Annotated in this window: 22 protein-coding genes; 8 read left to right on the forward strand and 14 right to left on the reverse strand. The window is 69.8% G+C overall.

Translation table 11 applies throughout. The features are described 5' to 3' along the window. Window positions 1–25: 25 nt before the first annotated feature. Together AB0L53_RS53550 and AB0L53_RS53555 are read right to left on the reverse strand one after the other, a co-directional pair. On the reverse strand, window positions 26–1093 hold the full coding sequence (locus AB0L53_RS53550) for an ABC transporter ATP-binding protein (protein WP_364012960.1): 1068 nt from the start codon (window positions 1091–1093) through the stop codon (window positions 26–28). 9 nt (window positions 1094–1102) lie between these two features. Then, on the reverse strand, window positions 1103–2536 hold the full coding sequence (locus AB0L53_RS53555; protein ID WP_364012963.1) for a gamma-aminobutyraldehyde dehydrogenase: 1434 nt from the start codon (window positions 2534–2536) through the stop codon (window positions 1103–1105). Between the two features lie 262 nt (window positions 2537–2798). On the opposite strand from AB0L53_RS53555, the gene AB0L53_RS53560 reads away from it, so the two are divergent. After that, window positions 2799–3293: an Lrp/AsnC family transcriptional regulator gene (locus tag AB0L53_RS53560; RefSeq protein WP_225290547.1), complete on the forward strand. Its 495-nt coding sequence runs from the start codon at window positions 2799–2801 to the stop codon at window positions 3291–3293. A 53-nt stretch (window positions 3294–3346) separates the two neighbouring features. Here AB0L53_RS53560 and AB0L53_RS53565 read toward each other — a convergent pair whose 3' ends face one another. From AB0L53_RS53565 to AB0L53_RS53610, 10 genes are read right to left on the reverse strand one after another with little or no spacing between them, the layout of a single operon-like run. Further along, on the reverse strand, window positions 3347–3607 hold the full coding sequence (locus tag AB0L53_RS53565; RefSeq protein ID WP_364012966.1) for a hypothetical protein: 261 nt from the start codon (window positions 3605–3607) through the stop codon (window positions 3347–3349). Beyond that, window positions 3600–4445 (reverse strand): hypothetical protein, encoded by an 846-nt coding sequence (locus AB0L53_RS53570; RefSeq protein ID WP_364012969.1) that lies wholly within the window; start codon window positions 4443–4445, stop codon window positions 3600–3602. Before AB0L53_RS53570 ends, AB0L53_RS53565 begins: the two co-directional genes overlap by 8 nt. Window positions 4446–4482: 37 nt before the next feature. After that, entirely contained in the window at window positions 4483–7215 is a 2733-nt protein-coding gene (locus AB0L53_RS53575; protein WP_364012971.1) for an alpha-mannosidase, read from the reverse strand. Further along, window positions 7212–8303, reverse strand: coding sequence for a Gfo/Idh/MocA family oxidoreductase (locus AB0L53_RS53580; RefSeq protein WP_364012974.1), 1092 nt, complete (start codon window positions 8301–8303; stop codon window positions 7212–7214). The genes AB0L53_RS53575 and AB0L53_RS53580 overlap by 4 nt, the downstream gene beginning before the upstream one ends. 34 nt (window positions 8304–8337) lie before the next feature. Beyond that, window positions 8338–9231, reverse strand: coding sequence for a TIM barrel protein (locus tag AB0L53_RS53585; protein ID WP_364012977.1), 894 nt, complete (start codon window positions 9229–9231; stop codon window positions 8338–8340). Continuing rightward, window positions 9222–10406, reverse strand: a complete 1185-nt coding sequence (locus AB0L53_RS53590) for a CehA/McbA family metallohydrolase (RefSeq protein WP_364012980.1) — start codon at window positions 10404–10406, stop codon at window positions 9222–9224. Before AB0L53_RS53590 ends, AB0L53_RS53585 begins: the two co-directional genes overlap by 10 nt. Beyond that, window positions 10403–11473, reverse strand: coding sequence for an ABC transporter ATP-binding protein (locus tag AB0L53_RS53595; protein ID WP_364012983.1), 1071 nt, complete (start codon window positions 11471–11473; stop codon window positions 10403–10405). Before AB0L53_RS53595 ends, AB0L53_RS53590 begins: the two co-directional genes overlap by 4 nt. Then, on the reverse strand, window positions 11473–12291 hold the full coding sequence (locus AB0L53_RS53600; RefSeq protein WP_357656434.1) for a carbohydrate ABC transporter permease: 819 nt from the start codon (window positions 12289–12291) through the stop codon (window positions 11473–11475). Before AB0L53_RS53600 ends, AB0L53_RS53595 begins: the two co-directional genes overlap by 1 nt. Next, window positions 12288–13214 (reverse strand): sugar ABC transporter permease, encoded by a 927-nt coding sequence (locus AB0L53_RS53605; RefSeq protein WP_358553786.1) that lies wholly within the window; start codon window positions 13212–13214, stop codon window positions 12288–12290. Before AB0L53_RS53605 ends, AB0L53_RS53600 begins: the two co-directional genes overlap by 4 nt. Continuing rightward, window positions 13189–14583, reverse strand: a complete 1395-nt coding sequence (locus tag AB0L53_RS53610; RefSeq protein ID WP_364012986.1) for an extracellular solute-binding protein — start codon at window positions 14581–14583, stop codon at window positions 13189–13191. Before AB0L53_RS53610 ends, AB0L53_RS53605 begins: the two co-directional genes overlap by 26 nt. 258 nt (window positions 14584–14841) lie before the next feature. On the opposite strand from AB0L53_RS53610, the gene iolC reads away from it, so the two are divergent. Genes iolC through iolD form a run of 4 tightly spaced genes read left to right on the forward strand, consistent with a single transcriptional unit; the run spans window position 14842 to window position 19353 of the window. After that, window positions 14842–15765 carry a 5-dehydro-2-deoxygluconokinase gene (iolC, locus tag AB0L53_RS53615; RefSeq protein WP_364012989.1) on the forward strand — a complete coding sequence of 308 codons (924 nt, stop codon included), beginning with the start codon at window positions 14842–14844 and terminating at the stop codon, window positions 15763–15765. 5 nt (window positions 15766–15770) lie between these two features. Beyond that, the gene (locus AB0L53_RS53620) at window positions 15771–16667 is read left to right on the forward strand and encodes a deoxyribose-phosphate aldolase (protein ID WP_364012992.1); all 897 of its coding nucleotides are present in this window, start codon (window positions 15771–15773) and stop codon (window positions 16665–16667) included. Beyond that, window positions 16664–17500, forward strand: coding sequence for a 5-deoxy-glucuronate isomerase (iolB, locus tag AB0L53_RS53625; protein ID WP_364012995.1), 837 nt, complete (start codon window positions 16664–16666; stop codon window positions 17498–17500). The genes AB0L53_RS53620 and iolB overlap by 4 nt, the downstream gene beginning before the upstream one ends. After that, complete coding sequence (iolD, locus tag AB0L53_RS53630; protein WP_364012998.1) at window positions 17497–19353, forward strand: 3D-(3,5/4)-trihydroxycyclohexane-1,2-dione acylhydrolase (decyclizing); 1857 nt, start codon at window positions 17497–17499, stop codon at window positions 19351–19353. Before iolB ends, iolD begins: the two co-directional genes overlap by 4 nt. 30 nt (window positions 19354–19383) lie before the next feature. On the opposite strand, the gene AB0L53_RS53635 is transcribed toward iolD, so the two are convergent. Further along, window positions 19384–19932: a DivIVA domain-containing protein gene (locus AB0L53_RS53635; RefSeq protein WP_357656443.1), complete on the reverse strand. Its 549-nt coding sequence runs from the start codon at window positions 19930–19932 to the stop codon at window positions 19384–19386. Window positions 19933–20074: 142 nt separating this feature from the next. On the opposite strand from AB0L53_RS53635, the gene AB0L53_RS53640 reads away from it, so the two are divergent. From AB0L53_RS53640 to AB0L53_RS53650, 3 genes are all read left to right on the forward strand, one after another. Then, window positions 20075–20845 carry an ATP-binding cassette domain-containing protein gene (locus tag AB0L53_RS53640; RefSeq protein ID WP_364013002.1) on the forward strand — a complete coding sequence of 257 codons (771 nt, stop codon included), beginning with the start codon at window positions 20075–20077 and terminating at the stop codon, window positions 20843–20845. Continuing rightward, window positions 20842–21513, forward strand: a complete 672-nt coding sequence (locus AB0L53_RS53645) for a hypothetical protein (RefSeq protein ID WP_364013005.1) — start codon at window positions 20842–20844, stop codon at window positions 21511–21513. Before AB0L53_RS53640 ends, AB0L53_RS53645 begins: the two co-directional genes overlap by 4 nt. A gap of 80 nt (window positions 21514–21593) precedes the next feature. Beyond that, the gene (locus AB0L53_RS53650; protein WP_364013008.1) at window positions 21594–22295 is read left to right on the forward strand and encodes a GDSL-type esterase/lipase family protein; all 702 of its coding nucleotides are present in this window, start codon (window positions 21594–21596) and stop codon (window positions 22293–22295) included. A 24-nt stretch (window positions 22296–22319) separates the two neighbouring features. On the opposite strand, the gene rlmN is transcribed toward AB0L53_RS53650, so the two are convergent. Beyond that, window positions 22320–23420: a 23S rRNA (adenine(2503)-C(2))-methyltransferase RlmN gene (rlmN, locus tag AB0L53_RS53655; protein ID WP_364013011.1), complete on the reverse strand. Its 1101-nt coding sequence runs from the start codon at window positions 23418–23420 to the stop codon at window positions 22320–22322. Between the last annotated feature and the right edge of the window lie 61 nt (window positions 23421–23481).

Consider the following 23481-nt stretch of genomic DNA (forward strand, 5'->3'; position numbering starts at 1 on the left):
CTGGGTTGAGCGAGGGGTCCATGAATCAACTTCCGATCGCATAAGAGTGCTGCGCCCTCCACGACAGCCAGACGGGATCGCCCCGCTCCGCGGTGGTCGTCGAGTCGAGCGCGTTCTGCTGGAACACCGTGATCTCGGCCCCGTCCGCGAGGCTCACGGCGTAACTGTTGTAGGTCCCCAGGTAGACCACCTCGGCCACGGTGCCGGGCACGGCGCTGACGTCGCCGTCGGGCTGCTCCGTCGAGATGGTGATCTTCTCCGGCCGGACGGTCACGGTGACCTGGCCGTCCTGCTCGGGCACCAGCACCCGGCCGCCGCCGACGGTCAGCACGCCGCCGGCCGCCGTGCCCGCCAGCAGGTTGGAGGTGCCGATGAACCCGGCCACGAACGCCGTCGCGGGCCGCTCGTAGATCTCGCGCGGCTTGGCCAGCTGCTCGACCAGGCCGTCGTTCATGACCGCGATCCGGTCGCTCATGGTGAGCGCCTCGCCCTGGTCGTGCGTAACGTACACGAACGTGATGCCGACCTCGCGCTGGATGCGTTTGAGCTCGATCTGCATGGCCTGGCGGAGCTTGAGGTCGAGCGCGCCGAGCGGTTCGTCGAGCAGGAGCGCCCGCGGCTTGTTGACCAGGGCGCGGGCCAGCGCCACCCGCTGCTGCTGGCCACCGGACATCTCGCGCGGCCGGCGCTTCTCCCGGCCGGTGAGATCGACGATCTCCAGGATCTCGCCGACGCGCTGCTTGATCTCCTGCTGCGGCACCTTGCGCTGCTTGAGCCCGAACGCCACGTTGTCCCACACGCTCATGTGCGGGAACAGCGCGTAGGACTGGAAAACCATGTTCACATCACGCTTGTTCGGCGGGACATCCGTCACGTCCTTGCCGTGCAGCCTGACCACGCCACGCGAGGGGTCCTCGAACCCCGCGACCATCCGCATGGTCGTGGTCTTGCCGCACCCGGACGGGCCTAGGAGCGAGAAGAACTCCCCCTCGGCGATGCCCAGCGTTATGCCCTTCACGGCCTGGACGACCTCGCCGTGCGAGAGGTACTCCTTGACGACGTCATCCAGTTCGATCGCGTTCAAATCGGCCATGCACAGTCCTTAGTCGCCGATGTAGTGCATGACGTGCTTGACCCGGGTGTAGTCATGCAGACCGAACACCGAGAGATCCTTGCCGTAGCCCGAGTGCTTGAAGCCGCCGTGCGGCATCTCCGACACGAACGGGATGTGCGTGTTCACCCAGACCACACCGAAGTCGAGCCTGTTGGACATACGCATGGCGCGGCCGTGGTCGGAGGTCCAGACGGAGCCGCTCAGGCCGTACCTGACGTCGTTGGCCTTGGCCAGCGCGTCGGCCTCGTCGGAGAAGGTCTGGACGGTGATGACCGGGCCGAACACCTCGTTCTGCACCATCTCGTCGTCCTGCTTGAGCCCGTCGACGATCGTGGGGGCGAAGAAGTACCCCTTCTCGCCGACCCGGTGACCGCCGGTGAGCACCTTGGCGTGCGCCGGGACGCGCTCGATGAAGCCCTGCACCCTGGCCAGCTGGTTCTCGTTGTTGAGGGGGCCGTACAGCGCCTCGTCGTTGGACAGGTCACCGGTCACGGTGCCGGCGGCGGCCTCGATGAGCGCGGCGACGAACTCGTCGTGCACGCTCTCGTGGACCAGCACGCGGCACGCGGCCGTACAGTCCTGGCCCGCGTTGTACAGGCCCGCGGTGGCGATGTCACCGGCGGCCTTACGCAGGTCCTTGACGTCCTCGAAGACCACGACGGGCGCCTTGCCGCCGAGCTCCAGGTGCACCCGCTTGAGGTCGTCGGCGGCGGTCTTGGCCACCGACATGCCGGCGCCGACGGAGCCGGTGATGGCGACCATGGCCGCGGTCGGGTGACCCACGACGAGCGCGCCGGTCTCCCGGTCACCCGTGACCACGTTGAAGACCCCGGCGGGCAGCACTTCACCGAGGATCTCGGCCAGCTTGAGCGTGGAGGCCGGAGTGGTGTCGGACGGCTTGAGCACGATCGTGTTGCCGGCGGCCAGCGCCGGGGCGATCTTCCAGACCGCCATCATCATCGGGTAGTTCCACGGCGTGACCTGCCCGATCACACCGATCGGCTCGTGCCTGATCACGCTGGTGTGCTCGGCGAGGAACTCGCCCGAGGTGGGGCCTTCCAGCGTACGGGCCGCGCCGGCGAAGAAGCGGAAGTGATCGGAGGCGACCGGGGTCTCGTCCTCGGCCATGCGCGCCCGCGGCTTGCCGGTGTTCAGGCACTCCGCCTCGTTGATCTCGTCGGCGCGGGCGTCGATGGCGTCGGCCACCTTGAGCAACAGGTTGGCCCGCTCGCCGGGGGTGGTCCGGCCCCATGACTCGAACGCGGCAGCCGCGGCGGCGTAGGCGGCGTCGACGTCCTCGCTGCCCGAGATCGGGGCCTGCAGATAGGCCTCGCCCGTGCAGGGGTCGATGACATCGGAGAATCGGCCGCTCTTGGCGTCCACGAACGCACCGTTGACGAAGTTCTGCAGACGGGTGCTCATGCGCTCTCCTTCGGTCGCCTGACCAAGGTGCTGTGTCTATTGATGACCTCGACAAGCTCGGTCATATGACCTCCTGGTGAGGTGGCTGAGATGCCGAGACTCTTACAGAGCACACGCCTCACGACAAGGGATTTCGTGGCGAATATACCAAATTGCTACGAATTCGCTTGACAGAGCGATCAGAACTGACACCATGTCGCACCAGGACGGCAACACCGCGGGAATGCGCCCGCAACGCCGGACCGCTAGGAGGATCCTCGCAATGTCCACGCCGCCCCGCGTACGACGCAACAGTGACGCGCCCTCTGGGCCGTTCGTGCTCGACGATCTCTCCAAGCAGATCATCGAACAGCTGCAGAGCGACGGGCGCATGCCGTACGCGGCGATCGGCAAGGCCGTGGGCCTGTCGGAGGCGGCGGTCCGGCAGCGGGTACAACGCCTGCAGGAGGCCGGGGTGATGCAGATCGTCGCGGTGACGGACCCCCTGACGCTCGGCTTCCCGCGCCAGGCGATGATCGGGGTCAACTGCGAGGGCGACCTGGAGTCGGTCGCGGACGAACTGGCGGCCATCGACGAGATCGACTACGTCGTGCTGACGGCCGGGTCCTTCGACGTGATCGTCGAGGTGGTGTGTGAAGGGGACGGGCACCTGCTGGAGATCCTCAGCAAGATCCGGGCCATCCCGGCTGTGCGGGCTACCGAGTCGTTCGTGTATTTGAAGCTGCGTAAGCAGACGTACTCGTGGGGGACGCGCTGAGCTGACTGGAGGCGGGTCTGTACGCCCGCCTCAAGTCATCGTTCGGCTGCGGGTCAGGCGAAGAGTTCCTCCGCAGTGCAGCCCAGAACTATTCGCTTCATCCACAGCTTGAGGCGCGCTATGTCCCTGCAGGTCGTGATGCGCTCACGGTCACTGTCGGACAACATGATCTCGCGGGCCGCGAGCACGATGAGGACCGACTCGACCATTTCCTGGAGGTACCCCTCGGCGAAACCTTTGGCATAAACCTCGGGGTACCCCTTGGCGATCAAACTCTGGGCGTACTCTCCCAGGGAGAGAGAGGTCTCAGACAAAGAGTTCCTCCGCCGTGGAGACCTTAGCCGCCCGCTTCATCCACAGCTCGAGGCGTGCGATGTCACCACAGGTCGTGATGCGCTCACGGTCACTGTCGGACAGCGCTATCCCTCGAGCCTCGAGGAAAATGAGCAGCGAGTTGACCTCGCCCCTGGCAATCAGGCTCTGGGCGTACTCCCCCTGGTAGACGTAGGTCTCTGAGGCCATGAGTCGCTCCATTTCCTTCTGTGCGTCGCCTTTCAGCGCCACGGTGACATATTCAGCGTAGCGTCGGGCCACGTCCGAATCGAGGCTGTCCAAAGCCTCCGTCAGGGTGGCGAGGATGTCCGCTATCTGCGGATGCTTACTCTGCGTGATCGCGGAGATGGCCGCCAGGCCGATGTTGCCGACGGCTTCGGCCACATCGGTGATGACCGGAGTGTTGTCGGGCCCGATCACCAGCGGGGTGAGGGTCAGCCCCGGATGTCCGGTTTCGATGGGAAGCGACGCCCACTCGGCGGTACTTCGCTTGGGGCAGATGACGACCAGGCAGACAGGACAGTTGTCGCGGGCGCGGAGATTGGCGATGTAGGCGAGCCAGGACAAGCGCTTCGTTTTGTCCTGCTCCAGTTGAACCTCGGCGATGACGCCCAGCTTGTTCTTGGCGTCATCGCCGTACAACAGCGCCGCGTCCGCCCGGTAGACGGCCGGTACGCATTCCGACAAGTCGCAGGACACCTGGGTGCCCGTGGACTTGTCGGGTATCGGGAGGGCGAACAGCTCGCGCAGCATCCGCGCCGTAAGTTCGGGGTCGAGAGTGGTGATCCCGACCAGCCCCTCGTGCAATGGGGTGATCATGGCCGAGATATTACTCTACGTAGTCATGAAAATACTCTCAGTTTCCAAGTTGGACGGTGGCGATCTCCCAAGGGCGCAGAGGAAGGTGGATCGTGCCGGAAGAGACGGGGATCGGGTCGCCTGGGCGGCCGCGGAGGTCGGCGTGGCGGGCCTGAGTGAACGTGCCGGAGATGATGGCGTTCGTGGGGGTTTCTGAGTACGCCACGACGCGGAGTTCGTGTCGGCCGTCGCGGACCCTGAGCGAGGTCATGACCACGCCGTCGCCCGTCACCGACAGGCCGGGGGCCGCCGGGGGCAGGGCGAGCGACGGGTCGCCGGTGCCCGGCACCACGAGGAGGTCGTGCCGGAACGTCTCGGCCGCCGGTGGCACCGACGCCCACGACCCGCCGTACGGCATGAGCGCGAGACTGACCGAGCGCAGGCCGCGCGACTGGGCGGCCGGGGTCGGCAGCTGGGGACCGGCGGGCTCGGGGCGCATGACGTGCAGGTTGCGGGAGAGGTAGCCGACCGAGCGCAGCAGGGTGAGGGCCAGCTCCGCGCCGTCGTCCACCAGCTCGTACTCGGTGACATGCTCCAGCAGCGCCGCGACACCACCGGCGGCCACCCACCCGGAGGCCGGGAACGTGGGCAGCGGCTCCTCACCGCAGCCGCCCTCCGAGGACAGGCCGCGGGTGACGACCGCGAACTGGCCCTCCGCGTGCGAGACCGCCGACCGCGTGGGCAGCGGTACGTGCAGGCGCACCCGGTGGTCGGAGCATCGGTTGTCGAAGGAGACGTGCAGTCTGACGTACGGCTCGCCGGCCCGCAGTTCGACCCGCGTGTCGACGACGATCTCCTCGGTCGCCTCGGTCCTGGCGGCGGCCGGGATCTCCGGGGTGCCCTCGATGCCCTGGCCGGCGGCGGGCCAGCGGTAGGTACGGCGGACGTCGAAGGCGGCCACCAGCGGGCCCGAGCAGACGAGCGTCAGCTCGGCCGACACCGGGTCCGACACGATCCGGTCCTCGGCCGGAGGCGCGTAGTTGTAGGTGTCGCCCACGTCGCCGCCGTCGACGATGCGGCCGGCGCCCGCGACGGTGGTCCCGTCGGCGCCGGTCAGCGCGAGCGTCCCGTCCGCCGCCACCTCGACGCGCAGCAGCCCGTTGTCAAGCGCCCGCTCCTCGGCCCGCACCCCGGGGAACGGCGCGCTGGTCACAGAGGAGGCATCGGACGCCGCCGCAGAGCCGTGGGGCGCCGCGCCGGTGTCGCGCGAGGTGTCGTGGGAGGCCGGTCGGATGCTGGTGTGTCCCAGGGGTGGGGTCTCGACGAGCGCGGCGACCGTACGGCGGGCCTCGGCGACGATGCGTACCCGGGTCACCCCGTCGAGCGCCCCGCGCAGTTGCGCCACGTTGAAGGCCGTCGCGGACTCCCGCGCCACCATGAACGTCAGCGTGCCGTCGTCCACCGACCAGCCGGTGATGTGCTGCCCGTACAGCTCCGTGCCGTGGATGAACGTCAGCGCCGTGGCCGGGTCCATCTCGGCGTCCAGCAGCAGCGTGGGCGCGTACTCCAGGGTCTGCGCGGGCACCCGCGCGCCGGTCGGGTCCACCAGGGGGTCCAGGCCCGCCACGTCCACCAGCACGACGCCGCGCCGCGTGGCGGGCGTCGGGTTGACGACGAGCACCCCGTCCGACGGGACGGCGGCGGACAGCCGGGCGGTCACCATGTCGCGTACGGCCTGCCCGAGGTGCTCGGCCTCGGCGATGCGCGCGGCGACCTGCTGGGCCGTGTCGTCGACGCCGCAGCCGGTCACCGAGTCGTGCCCGCTGGCGTCCACCAGCCGCCACCACGCCATGTCGAGGAAGCGGCCGGGCCAGTCGCCGCCCCAGAGGGTGGCCAGCGGCTCGGCGTAGCGCTCGACCATCCGCTCGGCCCGGCCCATGGCCTGCTTGACGTGGGCGCGCACGGAGATGACGCCGGGCAGGATGTTGGCGCGGGCGTGGGAGCGCAGCTCGCCGGGTACCCGGGGCAGCCCCTCCACATCACCCGAATAGGCACCGATATATCCGGACAAGGTGTCCATGCGGGCGCCGATGTCCGCCACCATGCCGGGCAACCCGCGCACGGGGGCCGAATGGTCGGTCCCGTACATCGCCAGCAAGGCCCCCTCGGGCCCGTGCCATTCCCGCATCCGCTCGGTGAACTCGGCGGCCCGCTCCGGCAGACGCGCCGGATCCTCGAAGAGGTGCGCCCCATTGCCGTAGCCGCCGGCCGGAAGGTACTGGGTCCGCAGCGCCGTGCCGTCGGGCGCGACCCAGGCGAAGGCGTCGGTCACCACGGACGACGGCACACCCCGGTAGACGCAGGCGTGCAGCAGCCCGGCCCGCCGAAGAATCTGCGGCATCTGCGCCGTGTGCCCGAACATGTCGGGCAGGTACCCCACCGCCATGGCCCCGCCGAGCTTGTCGGCCCGGTTCATGCCGAGTTCGAGGTTGCGCACGATGTTCTCGCCCGAGCACAGGAACTCGTCGAGCAGGATCTGCCAGGGCCCGACCGCCAGCCGCCCGGACTCGACCAGCGCGGCGATGCGGTCGCGGTTCTCCGGCCGGACCTCCAGATAGTCGTCCACGCAGGCCAGCTGCCCGTCGAGGGTGAAGTGGTAGTCGGGCTCGCGCTCCATCGTGTCGAGCACCTCGTCGAGCAGCGCCACCAGCCGCAGCCGGAAGCGCTGGAAGGGCTCGTACCACTCCCTGTCCCAGTGCGTGTGCGGGACGACGGCGATTTCGGCGCTCACGCGGCTTCCCCTCCGATGGGCAGGTCATGCTGTACGGCATAGCGCGCGGCGATGCTCTGGGCCGTGACGATGTCGGCCAGCCCGCCGGCCGCGGCGGTGAGCGGCGGCTCGTTCTCGGTGACGTAGGCGTGGAAGGCGGCCAGCTGCACCTCGAACGCCTCGGTCACGTCACGCCACTCGGTCCGGCTCTCGCCGCCCGAGCCGTCACCCGAGACCACGGTCAGCGTCGTGGGCGCGTTCATCAGGTAGGGAGAGGGGAAGACCAGCTCCAGCGAGCCCTTGTCGTGGTGGATGACCACGGTCTCCCGGTAGGCCGGGTAGTCCTCCAGGTAGTGCCACCGGATCGAGAACCGCCCGCTGACCGGCAGCGTTCCGGAGATCTCGACGGACCCGGGCCCCGGCCCCCACGTCTCAACAGCCGAAATTTCCGCTGGCGACCCGCTAAATCGCCTCAAGAGCGACAAATCATGGCATATCGAGCCGAGTGCTACCCCATAGAGGGCCCGGACCGAGTCGGGAGCCGACTCCCCCAGCGCCGAGGAGACCAGCGAGTGCTCCGCCGCCCGCAGCGAGGCCAGCAGCGCGGGGTCGACGTCGCGGGCCGGCGTCAGGCTCGCGAAGGCCAGCTGGGACTCGGCGCTCGGGTGCAGCACGGTCACCTCGACCGACCGGATCGCGGCCGGGCCGCCCAGCTCGGCCAGCAGCGCCTCGGCCCGGCGCACGGCCGGGTCGTACTGCTTCATGTAGCCGACCATCAGCCGCCCCTCGGGCAGCGCCTCGACCTCGGCCCTGGTCAGCGCGAGCGGTTTCTCGCAGAGCACGGCGTAGCCCGCGGCCAGCGCCCGGCGTACCGGCTCGCCGTGGGAGCCGGAGGCGAGGATGAGCACGGCGTCGAACCCGCCCTCGGCCAGCATGCTCTCCACGGCCGTGAAGCGCCCGGGCGCCCCCAGCCGGTCGCCGACGACGTCGGCGAGAGCCCGCGACAGGTCGCAGACGGCGGTCACCTCGAACAGGTCGCGGCGCCTCGACAGCAGCGGCACGTACACCGCCTGCGTGACGGCGCCGCACCCGACAAGCGCGATCTTCAAAACCCGATCCTCCAGCGTGGGGTCAGCCTGGGGGTCACAGTCCCAGTTCTCTCAGCTTCTCGCGGTTGGCGGCTTGATCGGCGATGTTCCGCTCAACAGACCGGCGGCCCGGCAGGGTGTCCTGCTCGATGATGATCCAGCCCTGGTAGCCGATCTCGTCGAGCGCGCGGACGACGCCCGGCAGGTCCAGCTCGCCCTCGCCCAGCGGCGCGAAGCCGCCCCGGCCCATGAGCTCGCGCAGGTCCACGCCGTCGGCGAGGGCCTGGCCGAGTATCGCGGTGTCGCCGTCCTTGACGTGCACGTGGCCGACCCGGTCCGACCAGTCGCGCAGGGCGGTCACCGGGTCGCCGCCGGCCAGCAGCAGGTGGCCGGTGTCCAGGCAGAGCTGTACGTCGGTCAGCTCCAGCAGCCGCTCGACGTCCTCGGGCGTCTCGACGTAGGTGCCGAGGTGGTGGTGGAAGGCGGGCTCGAAGCCGCGTTCGCGGCAGCGGTCGGCCGCGATCTGGACGCGGGAGGCGTAGCCGGGCCAGTCGGCGGCGGCCAGCCCCGGAGCGTTCCCGCCGGGCCTGGCGAACCTCGCCGGAGAGCCCGAGCAGCCGAGCGTGGGCCGGGGCGCCAGGTGCTCGGGGGCGGCCGGCGCGGCGGCGAACACGTCGAGCGTCGCGTCCAGCGCGGCCAGTCCCTTCTCGAACTCCACGGCGTCGCTGTAGCGCAGGTCGGCCCAGCCGCCGGCGAGCAGCAGCCCGTCGAGCCGCTTCACCAGATCCTCGCCGGTGCCGAGGTAGCCGATGGGCCCCAGGTCGATGCCCGCGTAACCGGCGTCGGCGAGCGCGCGGACCATCTGGTCGGCGCTCAGCGGCGGCGGCGCGTCGGCCAGTTCGAACACGCCGAAGCTCACGGGGGCGTTGGCGACTCGTGTCACGCGCATATGGCGATCACCTCGTTCTCGTACGTTTCCAGGCGGTGCCGTCCCTCTCCTGCGGGGACCAGTACCCGCTCGCCGCGGATGACCTGGCGATCGCCGCCGGGGCGCACCAGGATGAGGCCGTCGGCGTCGAGCGCGAGCAGTTCGTCACCCAGCCTGAGCAGCAGCGGCTCGCCGGGGCCCGCGGAGATCGCGGTACGGCCCGCGGCGACGGCGTCGAAGATCGTGCTGGTGTCCTCGGCCAGGACCCAGGTGGTCGGCGCGCCCGGCAGGCCGTCGTCGCCGACGCGGTGGAAGTCGCTGGCGCCGATCGCGACCAGGTCGGGTCCCCAGGCGTCGGCCCAGGCCAGGGGTGCGCCCCAGCGCCGGTCCCACCAGCCGGAGTGCCAGACCTCGGCGATCCGCGGTCGCTCGGTCAGCGGCTGGAGCCAGGCGCAGTCGCCGCCGAGCGGGTGGTTGATCGACATCAGCCCGCCCTCGCGTGCGGCGTGCCGGACCCAGGAGTCGGCGGGCTGCCGGAAGTCCACCCAGCCGACGTCGCCGAACACGTTGGCGTGCCCCCGATCCGTGGTCACCTCCTGGCCGGGTAGCAGGGTGATGCCTCGATCGTCGCCGAGCCAGGGGTGGTGGCTGACGGTGTTGTGGTCGGTGATGACCAGGAAGTCGAGGCCACGGCCCTTGGCCAGCTCGGCCAGTTCGGGGATGGTCAGCACTCCGTCGCTGTGGACGGTGTGGGAGTGGAAGTCGCCCGCGAACCAGCGCAGGCCGTCGACGCCGGGCAGGTCGCGGCGCGGCGGCCGATCCCCGTGCGGCGGCTCCTCGATCAACGGCCGTGGGGGCGCGGCGGCCTCGGTGTGGATCTCCAGCGTGTAGTCGAGCCCCTGCGGCGGCACCCGGTGCAGCCGCAGCCACACCTGCCACGTCCCCGGCGCCGGCTCGCCGGGCAGGTAGCCGGGGGTCGCCCAGTCGGCGGTGATCGTGTACTCGTCGCGCGCGCCGCCCGACCAGCCACGGAACCCGTCGGGCGAGCCGCAGCCGAGGTCGAGCACGCCCTGTGACCGGTCGAAGCTCAGCCGTACGGTCAGCGCGCCGGTGCCGGCAGGCACCTCGAAGGGCACCTCGCGCAGGATCCGCTCCAGCCGGTCGTCCAGGCTCCAGTGGCCGCGGATCATTGTCATGCCGACACCAGCTCGCCGTCCCGGTAGATCAGGGCCCGGTCACGGCGCGGCGTGGCGAAGCCGTCGGCGCCGATCGAGGGCTCGCCGCCTTCGGGCACGACCGCCTGCACGAGCACGTCGCCGACCTCCAGCGTCACCAGGTGGGACGCCCCCAGGTTCTCCACGATGACCACCTTTCCACCCAGCGAGCCCTCGGCGGGCTCGGCCGAGTAGGTGTTGTACTCGGGCCGCACGCCGTACACGATCCGTTCGCCGTCGGTCAGCAGGCCCTCGGCCGAGACGGGGACCGGCACCTTGCATCCGGCCACCTCCAGCCTGTCACCGCGGACGGTCCCGTCGAGCAGGTTCATCGGCGTCGAGCCGATGAACCCGGCGACGAAGGTGTTGGCGGGCCGCTGGAACACCTCGGCCGGCGTGCCGATCTGACGGATGTGCCCGGCCTCCATGACGGCCATCCGGTCGGCCATGGCCAGCGCCTCGGCCTGGTCGTGGGTGACGAAGACGGTGGTGACGCCGAGCTCGCGCTGCAGTTTCTTCAGGAACGTACGGGCCTCCAGGCGGAGCCGGGCGTCGAGGTTCGACAGCGGCTCGTCGAACAGGAACGCCTGCGCCTGCGTCGCCATGACGCGGGCCAGCGCGACCCGCTGCTGCTGGCCGCCGGACAGCTGGCCGGGGCGCCGGTCCATGAGCTGGTCCAGGCCCAGCCTGGCGCCGACCTCCTCGGCCTTGCGCTGCCGGGCGGCCTTGCCGACCTTCTTGATGCGCAGCGGGTAGGCGATGTTGTCGGTGACGTCCATGTGCGGGAACAACGCGTAGTCCTGGAAGACCATCGCGATGTCCCGGCCGCCCGGCTGGACGCCGGTGACGTCGCGGTCGCCGATGACGACGGCGCCGCCCGTGGCGGTCTCCAGCCCGGCGATCGTGCGCAGCAGCGTGGTCTTGCCGCAGCCGGACGGGCCGAGCAGGGCGAAGAACTCGCCGTCCGGGATGGCCAGGTCGAGCGAGTCGAGCGCTTTGACTCCCCCGGGGTAGACCTTGGTCAGGGCTCGCAGTTCGATTGCGGCCATCAGCGCTTGATCCCTCCGTGGAAGCGGAAGCCATACTTCTTGCTGACGAACAGGTACATGAGCACCACGGGGACCGAATAGAGCAGGCCGAACGTGGACAGCAGGGTGAGGTTGGCCTGGCCGCCCTCGGTGTAGAGCGTGTACATGATGACCGCCGCGGGCTGCTTCTCGACATCGCTGAGCAGCAGGTACGGCATCAGGAAGTTGCCCCACACGTTGGCCACGGCCCATACCGCGATCGTCGCCAGCCCCGGCCGTACCAGGGGGACGACCACGTGGCGGACGATCTGCAGCGGCGAGGCCCCGAAGACGCGCGCCGACTCCTCGTAGGACTTCGGCGTGGAGTCCATGAAGTCCTTGAGCATGAAGATCGCCGCGGGCAGCAGACCGCCGGTCAGGATGAGGATCACCCCGAACTGCGAGTCGATCAGGTTCAGCTCGACGGCCAGCTGGAACAGCGGCACCATCGCGGCCGTGCCGGTGATGATCGAGGACAGCAGCAGCAGCGCGTAGAGCAGCGCGTCGCGGCCCGGCAGCCGCACCCGGCTCAGCGCGTACGCGGCCAGCGCCGCGAAGACCACCACGAGCAGGGCCGTGCCGACCGCCAGCACCAGCGAGTTCAGGAGCGACGGCAGCGCGTACGGGTGCTCCAGGATCGCCCGGAAGTTGTCCAGCGTGAAGTCGGGCACCCGGACCTCGTAGGTGGGGTCCGAGGTGAACGGCGCGGCGGCCAGCCACAGCAAGGGGATCGTGAAGAAGGCCAGCAGCACCGCGATCAGCGTGTAGAAGCCGATCCGGCCCAGCACGAACCGCGTCATTTCTTACTCCTGAGCAGGCGCAGGTAGAACACCGCCACGACCAGGTTGATCAGCAGGATGACCGTGGAGACGGCCGCGCCGTAGCCCAGCTCGCTGCCCTGCAGCGCGACCTTGTAGACGTGGACCGCCAGCACCTCGGTCTGACCGTCGGGCCCGCCCGCGGTGAGCATGAACGGGGTGAAGTCGTTGAACGTCCACAGGCTGATCAGCAGGAGGTTCGTCAGGATGTGTCCCCTGATGTGCGGGAACACCACGTCACGTAACTGCTGCCAGCCGGAGGCCCCGGCCAGGCGGGCGCTCTCCAGGTGCGAGGGCGGCACGTTCCCGAGCGCGGCGCCGTACAACATCATCGAGAAGGCGGCGCCACGCCAGGTGTTGAAGATGACGATCGACAGCATCGGGTGGTCGAGCAGCGGCGCGAATCCCGGGACGTGCAGCAGCGCTTGGAGCGTGCCGCCGTCGCGGTCGAGCAGCGCCACCCACAGGAACGAGACCACCGCGCTGGGCAGGATCCAGGCCAGGATGACCAGGCCCTCGACGGTCCGTTTGAGCGGTCCGGTGCGATCGCGCATCAGCCAGGCGATCGTGAACCCGAGCACGACCTGGCCGATGACGGCCGAGCCGAGCACGAACTGGACGGTCAGCCAGGTCGAGTTCCAGAACGCGGGGTCGGAGACCGCCTTGACGAAGTTGTCCAGGCCGACGAGCTGGGGCTCGGCGGCGGCGGCGCCGGTGAGGCGGTAGTTGGTGAGGCCGAGGTAGAGGACCCAGAGCGCGGGGAAGACCAGGAACACCGCGATCAGTGCCAGCGCGGGCGCCACGAACGCGCCCGCTCTCAGCCTGCCCAGGCCCGCCGCGTCCGAGCTGTAGCGACGGGCCGGTGCGTCTTCGAGAGCTTCAGGAGGCGATATTGCCTGCGCCACCGACGATTCCTTCGAGCTTCTTCTGGTAGTCCGCGGCGGCCTGGTCGGGTGCCGTGCCCCCGACGACGGCGGCCGTGGCCTCTTGGAGTGCGGCCGACACCTGCGGATAGACGGCGACCGGCGGCCGGTAGGCCGTCAGCGGCAGCACCTTCTCCGAGATGAACGTCAGCAGCGGCTCCCCGGCGAGGATCTCCTTGTTGACGTCGGTGCGCGGGGTGATGCGCACGTTACCGTTCTTGGTCTCCTCCTTCAGCCCCTCCGGCGAGAGCGTGAAGGCCAGCAGGTCGAAGGCCTCCTTCGGATGCTTGCTGTTGGGGTTGACGGTCCGCAGCGCGCCGCCCGACATGCTGACGAAGTCCTGGCCGCGCAGTCCCTTGCCGGCCTCCATGGCGGGGATCAAGGCGTAGCCGACGGTCTGGTCGCGGTCGGCCATCTTGGCCACGCCGTCCTTGGGGTTGACCACGCCGCGCCAGAAGTAGTCGCCCTCCATCAGGATGCCGATCTTGCCGCCGGCGAACTGCTGGAAGGACTTGTCGCGGCCCTTGGCCTCCTGCTGGAGCTTGGGGTCACCGAGGCCGCTGCCACCGTAGATCTTCTGGTAGAGGCCGAGCGCGTCCTTGAGCGGCTGGGACGCGCCGGTCCACTTGCCGTCCTTCTGCACTTCGCCGCCCGCGCCCGCCAGCAGCGGGAGCACGCCCTGCATCGAGGTGGCCTCGCCCATCGCGGTGCCGGCGTTGATCTGGATCGGCACCGGTACGCCCGCCGTCTTCAGCTTGGCGCCCGCGTCGAGGATCTCCTGCCAGCTCTTCGGCTGCCAGTCGGCGGGCAGCCCGGCCTTCTGGAAGAGCGTCTTGTTGAAGTAGAGCACCCGGCCGTCCGTGCCGACGGGCAGGGCGTACTTCTTGCCGTTGAAGGTGGCCAGTCCCTGGACCGACTCGGGGATCTGCTGCCAGCCGTCCCAGCTGTCGGCGCTGGCCCCCACCACGTCGGACAGCGGCTTGATGTAGCCCGCCTCGGCGAACTCACCGGCCCAGATGCCGTCGAGGTCGATCACGTCCGCGCCCTTGCCTGACTTGAGGTCGAGGGAGAGCTTGGTCTTGTACTGCTCGTCGTCGACACCGCTGGGGACGAACTTGACCTTGACGTCCTTCCCCTTCGCCTTCTCGGCCGCCTCGAACTTGGGGGCGACCCAGTTGGCGAGGAAGTCGGCCGCCGCCGCGTTCTTGCCGCCCGCGATGGCGTTCTGGGCGATCGTTAACTCGATCGTCCCGCCGCTGTCGCCGCCGGACGACTGGCCGCAGGCGGCGAGCCCCAGCGCGGACACGGCGAGGACCGCGACCGCGCCTACCGATCTTTTCCGCAATCCCATGCAAACCCTCCGACATGTCCTTAAAGCCGGGAACTCGGCCAATATGTCATGACATCCAGATGACGTAAAGGCCTGCCGATATTTCAGGAGTGTGTCCGCATGCTGCATCTTTGTCACGAGGAGGTTTCAGTGGCGGTCCGACCCTAGTCGATCCACTTACTGGGGTTTCGGTCGGGGAAGAACTACCGGCATAGCGGACATCCGAATGTCATGACAATATGCCATAGTAGGCACGAAGGCTCCGTCACTGGAGGTGCGTTGTACGACCTGATCACGATCGGCCGCTCCGGGGTCGACGTCTATCCGCTGCAGACCGGCGTGGGCCTGGCCCACGTCGACACCTTCGGTAAGTTCCTCGGCGGGAGCCCGACAAACGTCGCGGTCGCGGCCGCGCGCCACGGGCTGCGCGCCGCCGTGATCACCGCGGTCGGCGCCGACCCCTTCGGGGAGTACGTACGGCAGGCGATCCGCGGTTTCGGCGTGGACGACTCCTTCGTGGCCACCGTCGAAGGTCCCCCGACGCCCGTCACGTTCTGCGAGATCTTCCCGCCGGACGACTTCCCGCTCTACTTCTACCGGGGCGAGCATCCGCCCGACCTGCAACTGACCGCCGAGTCGCTGGACCTGGCCGCGATCCGGGACGCGAAGCTGTTCTGGTTCACCGGCACCGGCCTGAGCCAGGAGCCGAGCCGGGCCGCGCACGCCGCCGCCCTGGCCGCGCGCACGTCCGGCTGGACCGTCTTCGACCTGGATCACCGCCCCATGCTGTGGGAGTCGCCCGAGGCTTCCCAGGAGGCGGTACGCCAGGCGCTTCCGCACGCCAACGTGGCCGTCGGCAACCTCGACGAGGTGGAGAACGCGGTGGGCACCCGCGACCCGGAGGCGGCCGCGCAGGCGCTGCTCGACGCCGGGATGCGCGTCGCCATCGTCAAGATGGGCCCCAACGGGGTGCTGGCCCGCAGCAGGGACGAGTACGTGGTGGCGGAGCCGGTCAAGGTCGACGTGGTCAACGGCATCGGCGCGGGCGACGCGTTCGGCGGCGCCGTCTGCCTGGGGCTGCTGAGCGGCTGGCCGCTGGAGCGGACGATCCGCTTCGCCAACGCCGCCGGGGCCTACGTGGCCGCCCGCCTGGCCTGCGCCGACGCGATGCCCACGACTGACGAGGTGCAGGCACTCCTATGAGCGACATGACGCTGCCCCGAACCGCCCGCTACGACCACCTGACCCACATCCGGGCCACCCGGCCGGAGGAGATCGAGCGCGCCGCCGCCCGACGGCAGCGCCGGGGGCTGCCAGGTGAGGGCGAGCGCCTGCTGATCATCGCGGCCGACCATCCGGCGCGCGGGTCGCTCGGCGTCCGCGACCGGCCGCTGGCCATGGCCAGCCGCCCCGACCTGCTCGACCGGCTCCAGACGGCGCTGGCCAGGCCCGGCGTCGACGGCATCCTGGCCTCCCCCGACGTGCTGGAGGACCTGCTGCTGCTCGGCGCGCTGGAGGAGAAGCTGGCCTTCGGCTCGATGAACCGGGGCGGCCTGCAGGGCTCGGTGTTCGAACTGGACGACCGGTTCACCGGTTTCGACGCGGCCGCCATCGACGCCATGCGCCTCGACGGCGGCAAGATGCTCTGCCGCATCGACCCGGCCGACCACGCCACGGTCACCACGCTCGAATCGTGCGCCCACGCGGTCACCGACCTGGCCCGCCGGCGACTGCTGGCGATGGTCGAGCCGTTCTGGGCAGCGCGTACGGAAGCGGGCGTCCTGCGCAACGACCTGTCGCCCGAAGCGGTCATCCGGTCGATCAGCGTCGCCCAGGCACTCGGCACGACCTCCGCCTACACCTGGCTGAAGATCCCCGCGGTCGCCGAGATGGAGCGCGTCATGGCCGCCACCACACTGCCCGCGCTGCTGCTCGGCGGCGACCCGCCGGACATCGACGCCGCCTACGCCGACTGGGACCGCGCGCTGCGCCTGCCGGGGGTGCGCGGGCTCGTCATCGGCCGCGCGCTGCTCTACCCTCCGGACGACGACGTGGCCGCCGCGGTGGACGGCGCGGCCGCTCTGGTTCGAGAGGTGCGCTCATGACATACCTTCCGTACGGCAAGGCCGCCGGTGGGTCGTGGTCGGTGGAGATCACACCCGCCTTGGCCGGTTGGACCTACTCGGGGCTGCGCGTGGCCGACCTGGGCGGCTCGGTCTCCTTCTCGACCGGGGAGGAGGAGATGCTGGTCCTGCCATTGTCGGGTTCGTGCACGGTGACGTGCGGTGGCGAGCGGTTCGAGCTGACAGGCCGCGCGTCGGTCTTCGCCGGACCTTCTGATTTCGCCTATATCCCGATTTCTACGGATGTGACGGTGGAGGGATCGGGCCGCATCGCGTTCCCCTCCGCTCGGGCGACCCGGCGGCTGGCTCCACGGTACGTCCCGGCCTCGGAGGTGCCGGTCGAGATCCGGGGCGCGGGCCAGGCCAGCCGCCAGGTGAACAACTTCTGCGCCCCCGGCGTCTTCGAGTGCGACAAGCTCGTGGCCGTGGAGGTGCTCACGCCGGGCGGCAACTGGTCGTCCTATCCCCCGCACAAGCACGACACCCCCAACGAGGGCGAGGCCGTGCTGGAGGAGATCTACTACTTCGAGGTGGCCGACGGCGGCCTGGGCTACCAGCGCGTCTACTCCTCCGAGCGAGGCCAGATCGACACGCTGGCCGAGGTCTCCTCCGGTGACGTGGTGCTGGTCCCCTATGGCTACCACGGCCCCTCGATGGCCGCGCCCGGCTACGACCTGTACTACCTGAACGTCCTGGCCGGTCCCGCCGACGAGCGGTCGATGGCGTTCTGCGACGACCCCCGGCACGCCTGGATCCGCTCTTCCTGGGACGGCCAGGCCATCGATGCGAGACTGCCGTTCGGGAGGACTTCATGACCCGTTTGACCGTGGCGCAGGCCGTGGTGCGCTTCCTGGCCCACCAGTGGAGCGAGCGCGACGGTGTCGAGCACCGGCTGTTCGGCGGCTGCTTCGGCATCTTCGGCCACGGCAACGTGGCCGGGCTCGGCCAGGCGCTGGCCACCTCGACCGAGGACCTGCCCTACCACCTGAGCCGCAACGAACAGGCCATGGTGCACGCGGCCGCCGCCTACGCGCGGGCCGCCAACCGGCTGTCCACCCTGGCCTGCACCACCTCGATCGGCCCCGGCGCGACCAACATGATCACCGGCGCGGCGGGCGCGACGATCAACCGGCTGCCCGTGCTGCTGCTGCCCGGCGACGTGTTCTCCACCCGGGTCGCCAACCCGGTGCTCCAGGAGCTCGAAGACGCCCGCTCGTACGACATCTCGGTCAACGACTGCTTCAAGCCGGTGTCGCGCTTCTGGGACCGGATCAACCGGCCCGAACAGCTCCCCTCGGCGCTGCTGGCCGCCATGCGCGTCCTCACCGACCCGGCCGAGACGGGCGCGGTGACCCTGGCGCTGCCGCAGGACGTCCAGGCCGAGGCGTACGACTGGCCGGAGGAGCTGTTCGAGCGCCGCCTCTGGCACGTGCCGCGACCGCGACCCGAGCGGGCGGCCCTGGCGCGGGCGGCCGAGCTGATCAAGTCGGCCAGCCGGCCGCTGATCATCGCCGGCGGCGGGGTGATCTACAGCGAGGCCACGGCCGAGCTGCGGGCCTTCGCCGAGGCGTACGGCATCCCGGTCGCCGAGACACAGGCCGGCAAGGGCGCGCTGCCGTACGGGCATCCGCTCGCGATGGGCGCGGTCGGCGCGACCGGCACCACCGCGGCCAACGCGCTGGCCCGCGAGGCCGACCTGATCATCGGCGTCGGCACCCGCTACAGCGACTTCACCACGGCCTCCCGCACGCTCTTCTCCGCCGGGGCACGGTTCGTCAACCTGAACATCACCGGCTTCGACGCGGCCAAGCTGTCGGGGCTCCAGCTCGTGGCCGACGCCCGCGAGGGCCTGACCGAGCTGACCGGGGCATGCGCGGGCTGGAGCACCCCGGAGGCATACCGCTCGCGCGCCGCCGAGCTGTCGGCCGCCTGGGACGCGGTGGTGGACGAGGCGTACGCGCTGGACGGCCGGCCGATGCCGCAGTCGGCCGTGATCGGCGCGGTCAACGCCGCGGCCGGCGACGACGGCGTGGTGGTCTGCGCGGCCGGCTCCATGCCCGGCGACCTGCACAAGCTGTGGCGGCCGAGCGGTCCTGGCAGCTATCACGTGGAGTACGGCTATTCCTGCATGGGCTACGAGATCGCCGGCGGGCTGGGCATCAAGATGGCCGTCCCAGACCGCGAGGTGTTCGTCATGGTGGGCGACGGGTCCTACCTGATGATGGCCCAGGAAATCGTCACGGCCGTCTCCGAGGGCATCAAGCTGATCGTGGTGCTGGTGGACAACTCCGGCTTCGCCTCGATCGGCCGCCTCTCGGAGAGCGTCGGCGCCCAGCGGCTCGGCACCTCCTACGCCTACCGGGGCACCGGCCGCTACGACGGCGACGGTCTACCGGTGGACCTGGCCGCCAACGCCGCCAGCCTCGGCGCCACCGTGCTGCGGCCCGACACGCTGACCGACTTCCGCAAGGCTCTGGAGGCGGCCCGCGCGGCCGAGGAGACGACCGTGGTCTATGTCCGCGCCGACCCCATGCTGGACAGCCCGTCGTCGGAGGCGTGGTGGGACGTCCCGGTTGCCGAGCTCTCCACGGCTCCGGAAGGCCCTATGGTGCGCGCTTCGTACGAGTCCGAGAAGAGCGCCCAGAAGCCGCACATCACGCCCACCTGACAGAAGGGGCGCTGCTTCAGGCGCGCTGCTTCAGGCCCGCTGCTTCAGGACGTCGGCGATGCCCGCCAGGAACGAGTCAACGTCCGCGATCAGGTAGCCGGGCCGCAGCAGCACGGTCGAGAACTTCGCCTCTCGGACGTCCTTGGCCGTCACCGGATAGTCGGTGGTGCCGCGCAGCGTGGCCACGATCCGGTCCAGGAAGGCGTCGACCTCGTCCTCGTTGTAGCCCGTGCCCATCCGCCCGGGCCGGAAGGCCACCCGCTCCACCCGCGCCGCCTGCGTCTCGAACCACTCCTCGCGCAGCATCTCACCGGTCGGCTCGGTCATGGCCAGCCGTACAGGACTCTTGGCCCGCGTCTCCAGCGCCACTACGAACGCCTCCAGCGCGAAGTCCACCGCGGTCTCCTGATAACCGCCGCGCCTGGCCCGGAACGTCGCCCTGCGTACGTCGTCGGCCGTGACCTGCTCGATGTCGCGCGGCCCCCTGCCCAGTGTGGCCTCGATGCGCCCGATCAGGGCGTCGACCTCGACCGGGTCGTAGCCTGAACGCATACCCATGACGCGTGGAAAGCGGTTCAAGCTCACTCCTTCTGCGGTGTGCTGGGGGGCTGCTCATATTGTGGGGCTCTTTATCCTGACAATGCGAACTGAGATATACCGTTACTGCACCATGCGATTGACCAAGGTCTCTTTCCGTTATCGAAGACGTGATCCTTCTGTCATGAAGGACGTGGACGCGCACCTCGATCCCGGTGACGTGATCGAGGTCGCCGGCGTCAACGGTGCGGGCAAGTCCACGCTGCTCCGGCTGCTGGCCGGGCTCACCAAGCCGTCGTCGGGCACCATCACCGACCGCCCGGCGGTGGTCGGCTTCGCCCCGGACCGCTTCCCGCTCGAACAACCCTTCACGGTCTCCGGCTACCTGCGCCACATGTCCCGGATACGCGGCGGAGCGCGCTGGGAGCCCTGGGCGGAGCGCCTCGGCATGGCTCACCTGCTCGGCCTGCGGCTGGGCGAGTTATCGAAGGGCAGCGCCCACAAGGTCGGGCTGACCCAGGCCCTGATGTGCGGGCCCGGCCTGCTCATCCTGGACGAGCCGTTCGCGGGGCTCGACGCCGACACCCGCGAGGTGCTGCCGTCCATCGTCACGGAGCTCTCCGAGGGCGGCGCCATCGTGGTCGCCAGCGACCACCAGGGCGGCCTGCGCCACCTTCCCTCCATCCGGCACTGGACGGTGGTGGACGGCCTGGTCAAGGAGGGTACGGCGGGGCAGCGGGCGACCGTGCGGGTGGATCTGCCGGTGGACGAGGTCCGGTCGTTCGTGGCCAGGATGCGTGACGAGGGCTACCGGGTCCAGGACGTGTCCGTCGCCACATCCGTCACATCCGCCGCGGAGGTCGCCCACGTCGCGGAGGTCGCGGACGCGGACGCCAACGTTGCGGACGGCGCCGACGCCACCGACGCCACCGACGTCACCGAGGAGCAGCGATGATCGCCCTGACTGTCTTCCGCGTCGCGGCCTACATCCGGTCCCACCGCATCTTCCAGGCGCTCCTGCTCATGCTCGCGCTGGTCGCCATCCTCTACGGCAGCCGCGCGCCCAAGGGCGCCGAGACCGAGGTCCTCACGGACGCCGCGGTGCTGGTGATCCCGATCCTGGCCTGGTCCAGCAGGAGCCTGCTCGACACCGAGCCGGATCAGCAGCGCGCCATGTCGGCGATCAGCGTGGGCGGCCGGTTGCGCGAGCTGAGCGCGGGCCTGCTGGCGGCCTTCGCGACGTCTCTGGCGCTCATCGCGCTGGCCCTGGGCTGGGGCCTGGCACTGGGCGTCAGCACGGTCCCGGCGCCTGAGGAGTTCGCCGCGGTCCTGACGTTGTACGGCCTCGCGACGCTCGCCGGGGTCACACTCGGCGCGCTCACCAGCCGGGCGATCCTGCGCTCCCCCGCGATCTCCATCATGTCGCTGTTGCTGGGCTTCCTGGTCATGCTGATGCTCAGCGCCTCGCCTCTGTACTGGCTCACGGTCCCGGTCATCACCTGGATGAAGTCCGCGAACTCCGCCGAGCTGACCGCCCGGCTGCCTGAGCTCGCGACCATCTCGCTGGCGTGGTGCCTGCTCGGCCTGGCTTGTTACGCCTGGCTGCGCCGTACCCGACCCTGAAAACACGATGGGAACGTCACGCGTGCCCCTTTTAGCCGCTAGGTTAGTGAGTACTCACCCACCTATGAGGAGCAGGCGTCATGAAGGTGATCTGTGTCGGCGACAGCATCACGCGTGGTCAGGTCAGCGCGAACTACGTGAAAATGCTGGAGTCCAGGCTGCCGGGCACCACTGTGATCAACGCGGGCGTCAACTACGACGTCTCCGCCCATGTGCTGGACCGGCTCTCCGAGGTCGTCGACCAGGATCCCGACGTGGTCACCGTACTCATCGGCACCAACGACGCCACCGCCACGCTGGGCGAGACGACCGCCCGTAAGCTGCGCGACCGGTGGAAGCTGGCCGAGGACATCAGCCCCGACGGCTACGCGGCGAACCTCTCCGCCATCGCCACCCGGCTCAAGGACGAGACCCGGGCCCGCATCGCGCTGATCTCGCCGCCGGTGCTCGGCGAGGACCTCAATTCGGTGGCGCTGCGGCGGACGTCGGAGTTCGGGGAGATCGTACGTAAGGTAGCGGCCGAGCAGTTCGTGCAGTATCTCCCGCTCAACGAGCAGATGGTGGCGCACCTGGAGAAGGCGGACCGCAAGCCGCGCGTCCACTACCGGGCGGACAGCCTGCTGGCGCCCACCGCCGCGATGCAGCACTTCTTTCTCGGGCGCGGCTTCGACTCGATCGCCAAGAGCCGCGGCCTGCTGCTGACCACGGACACCGTCCATTTGAACAGCCGCGGCGCCGGGATGATCGCGGACCTGATCGAGGGCGTCGTACGATCTTCCTGAGCTTTCCTAGAGCTCTTCCCAGGGCTATTCGGCGGCGGCGAGCTGGCCGCAGGCGCCGTCGATCTCGCGGCCGCGGGTGTCGCGGACGGTCACCGGCACACCGTGGTATTCGAGCCGCCGCACGAACGCCCGCTCGTCTTCCGGCCGGGAGGCGGTCCACTTGGAGCCGGGCGTCGGGTTGAGCGGGATCAGGTTGACGTGCACCAGCTTGTTGCGTATCAGCTTGCCGAGCAGGTCGGCTCGCCACTCCTGGTCGTTGATGTCCTTGATCAGCGCGTACTCGATCGAGATCCGCCGCTTGGTCTTGGCCGCGTACGCCCAGGCGGCGTCGAGGACCTCCGACACCTTCCAGCGCGTGTTGATCGGCACCAGCGTGTCGCGCAGCTCGTCGTCGGGTGCGTGCAGGGACAGGGCGAGCGTGACCGGCAGGCCCTCGTCGGCGAGCTTGCCGATGGCGGGCACCAGGCCGACCGTGGAGACCGTGACGCCGCGCGCCGAGATGCCGAGGCCGTGCGGGGCGGGCTCCACCATCCGGCGTACGGCCCCGATGACCTGCTTGTAGTTGGCCAGCGGCTCGCCCATGCCCATGAAGACCACGTTGCTCACCCGCCCAGTGCCACCGGGCACGTCGCCCGCGGCCAGCGCGCGGGCGCCGGAGACCACCTGCTCGACGATCTCGGCGGTGGACATGTTGCGGGTCAGCCCGGCCTGGCCGGTGGCGCAGAACGGGCAGTTCATGCCGCAGCCGGCCTGCGACGACACGCACATCGTCACCCGGTCGGGATAGCGCATCAGCACCGACTCGACCAGCGCGCCGTCGAACAGGCGCCACAGCGTCTTGCGGGTGGTGCCGGCGTCGGTGGTCTGCTCCTTGACCGGAGTGAGCAGCGACGGCAGCAGCACCGACAGCTTGTCGCGGGCCGCCGCGGGCAGGTCGGTCATCGCGTGCACGTCGGCGTTCAGGCGCTCGAAGTAGTGGCGGGACAGCTGGTCGGCGCGGAAGGCCTTCTCACCGAGCTCCGTCACCGCCGCGCGGCGGTCGGGCATGGACAGGTCCGCCAGGTGCCGAGCCGGCTTGGCCCTGCGCGGCGCGACGAAGGTGAGCTGGCCTGGCTGCTGGGACACGTTCCTGCCTTTGCTTGGGTGGTTACCGACCAGGTTAGTGAACGTTCGGCCGCCAGGTGTC

It is taken from the genome of Nonomuraea sp. NPDC052129 (assembly GCF_040680095.1).
GTDB lineage: Bacteria > Actinomycetota > Actinomycetes > Streptosporangiales > Streptosporangiaceae > Nonomuraea.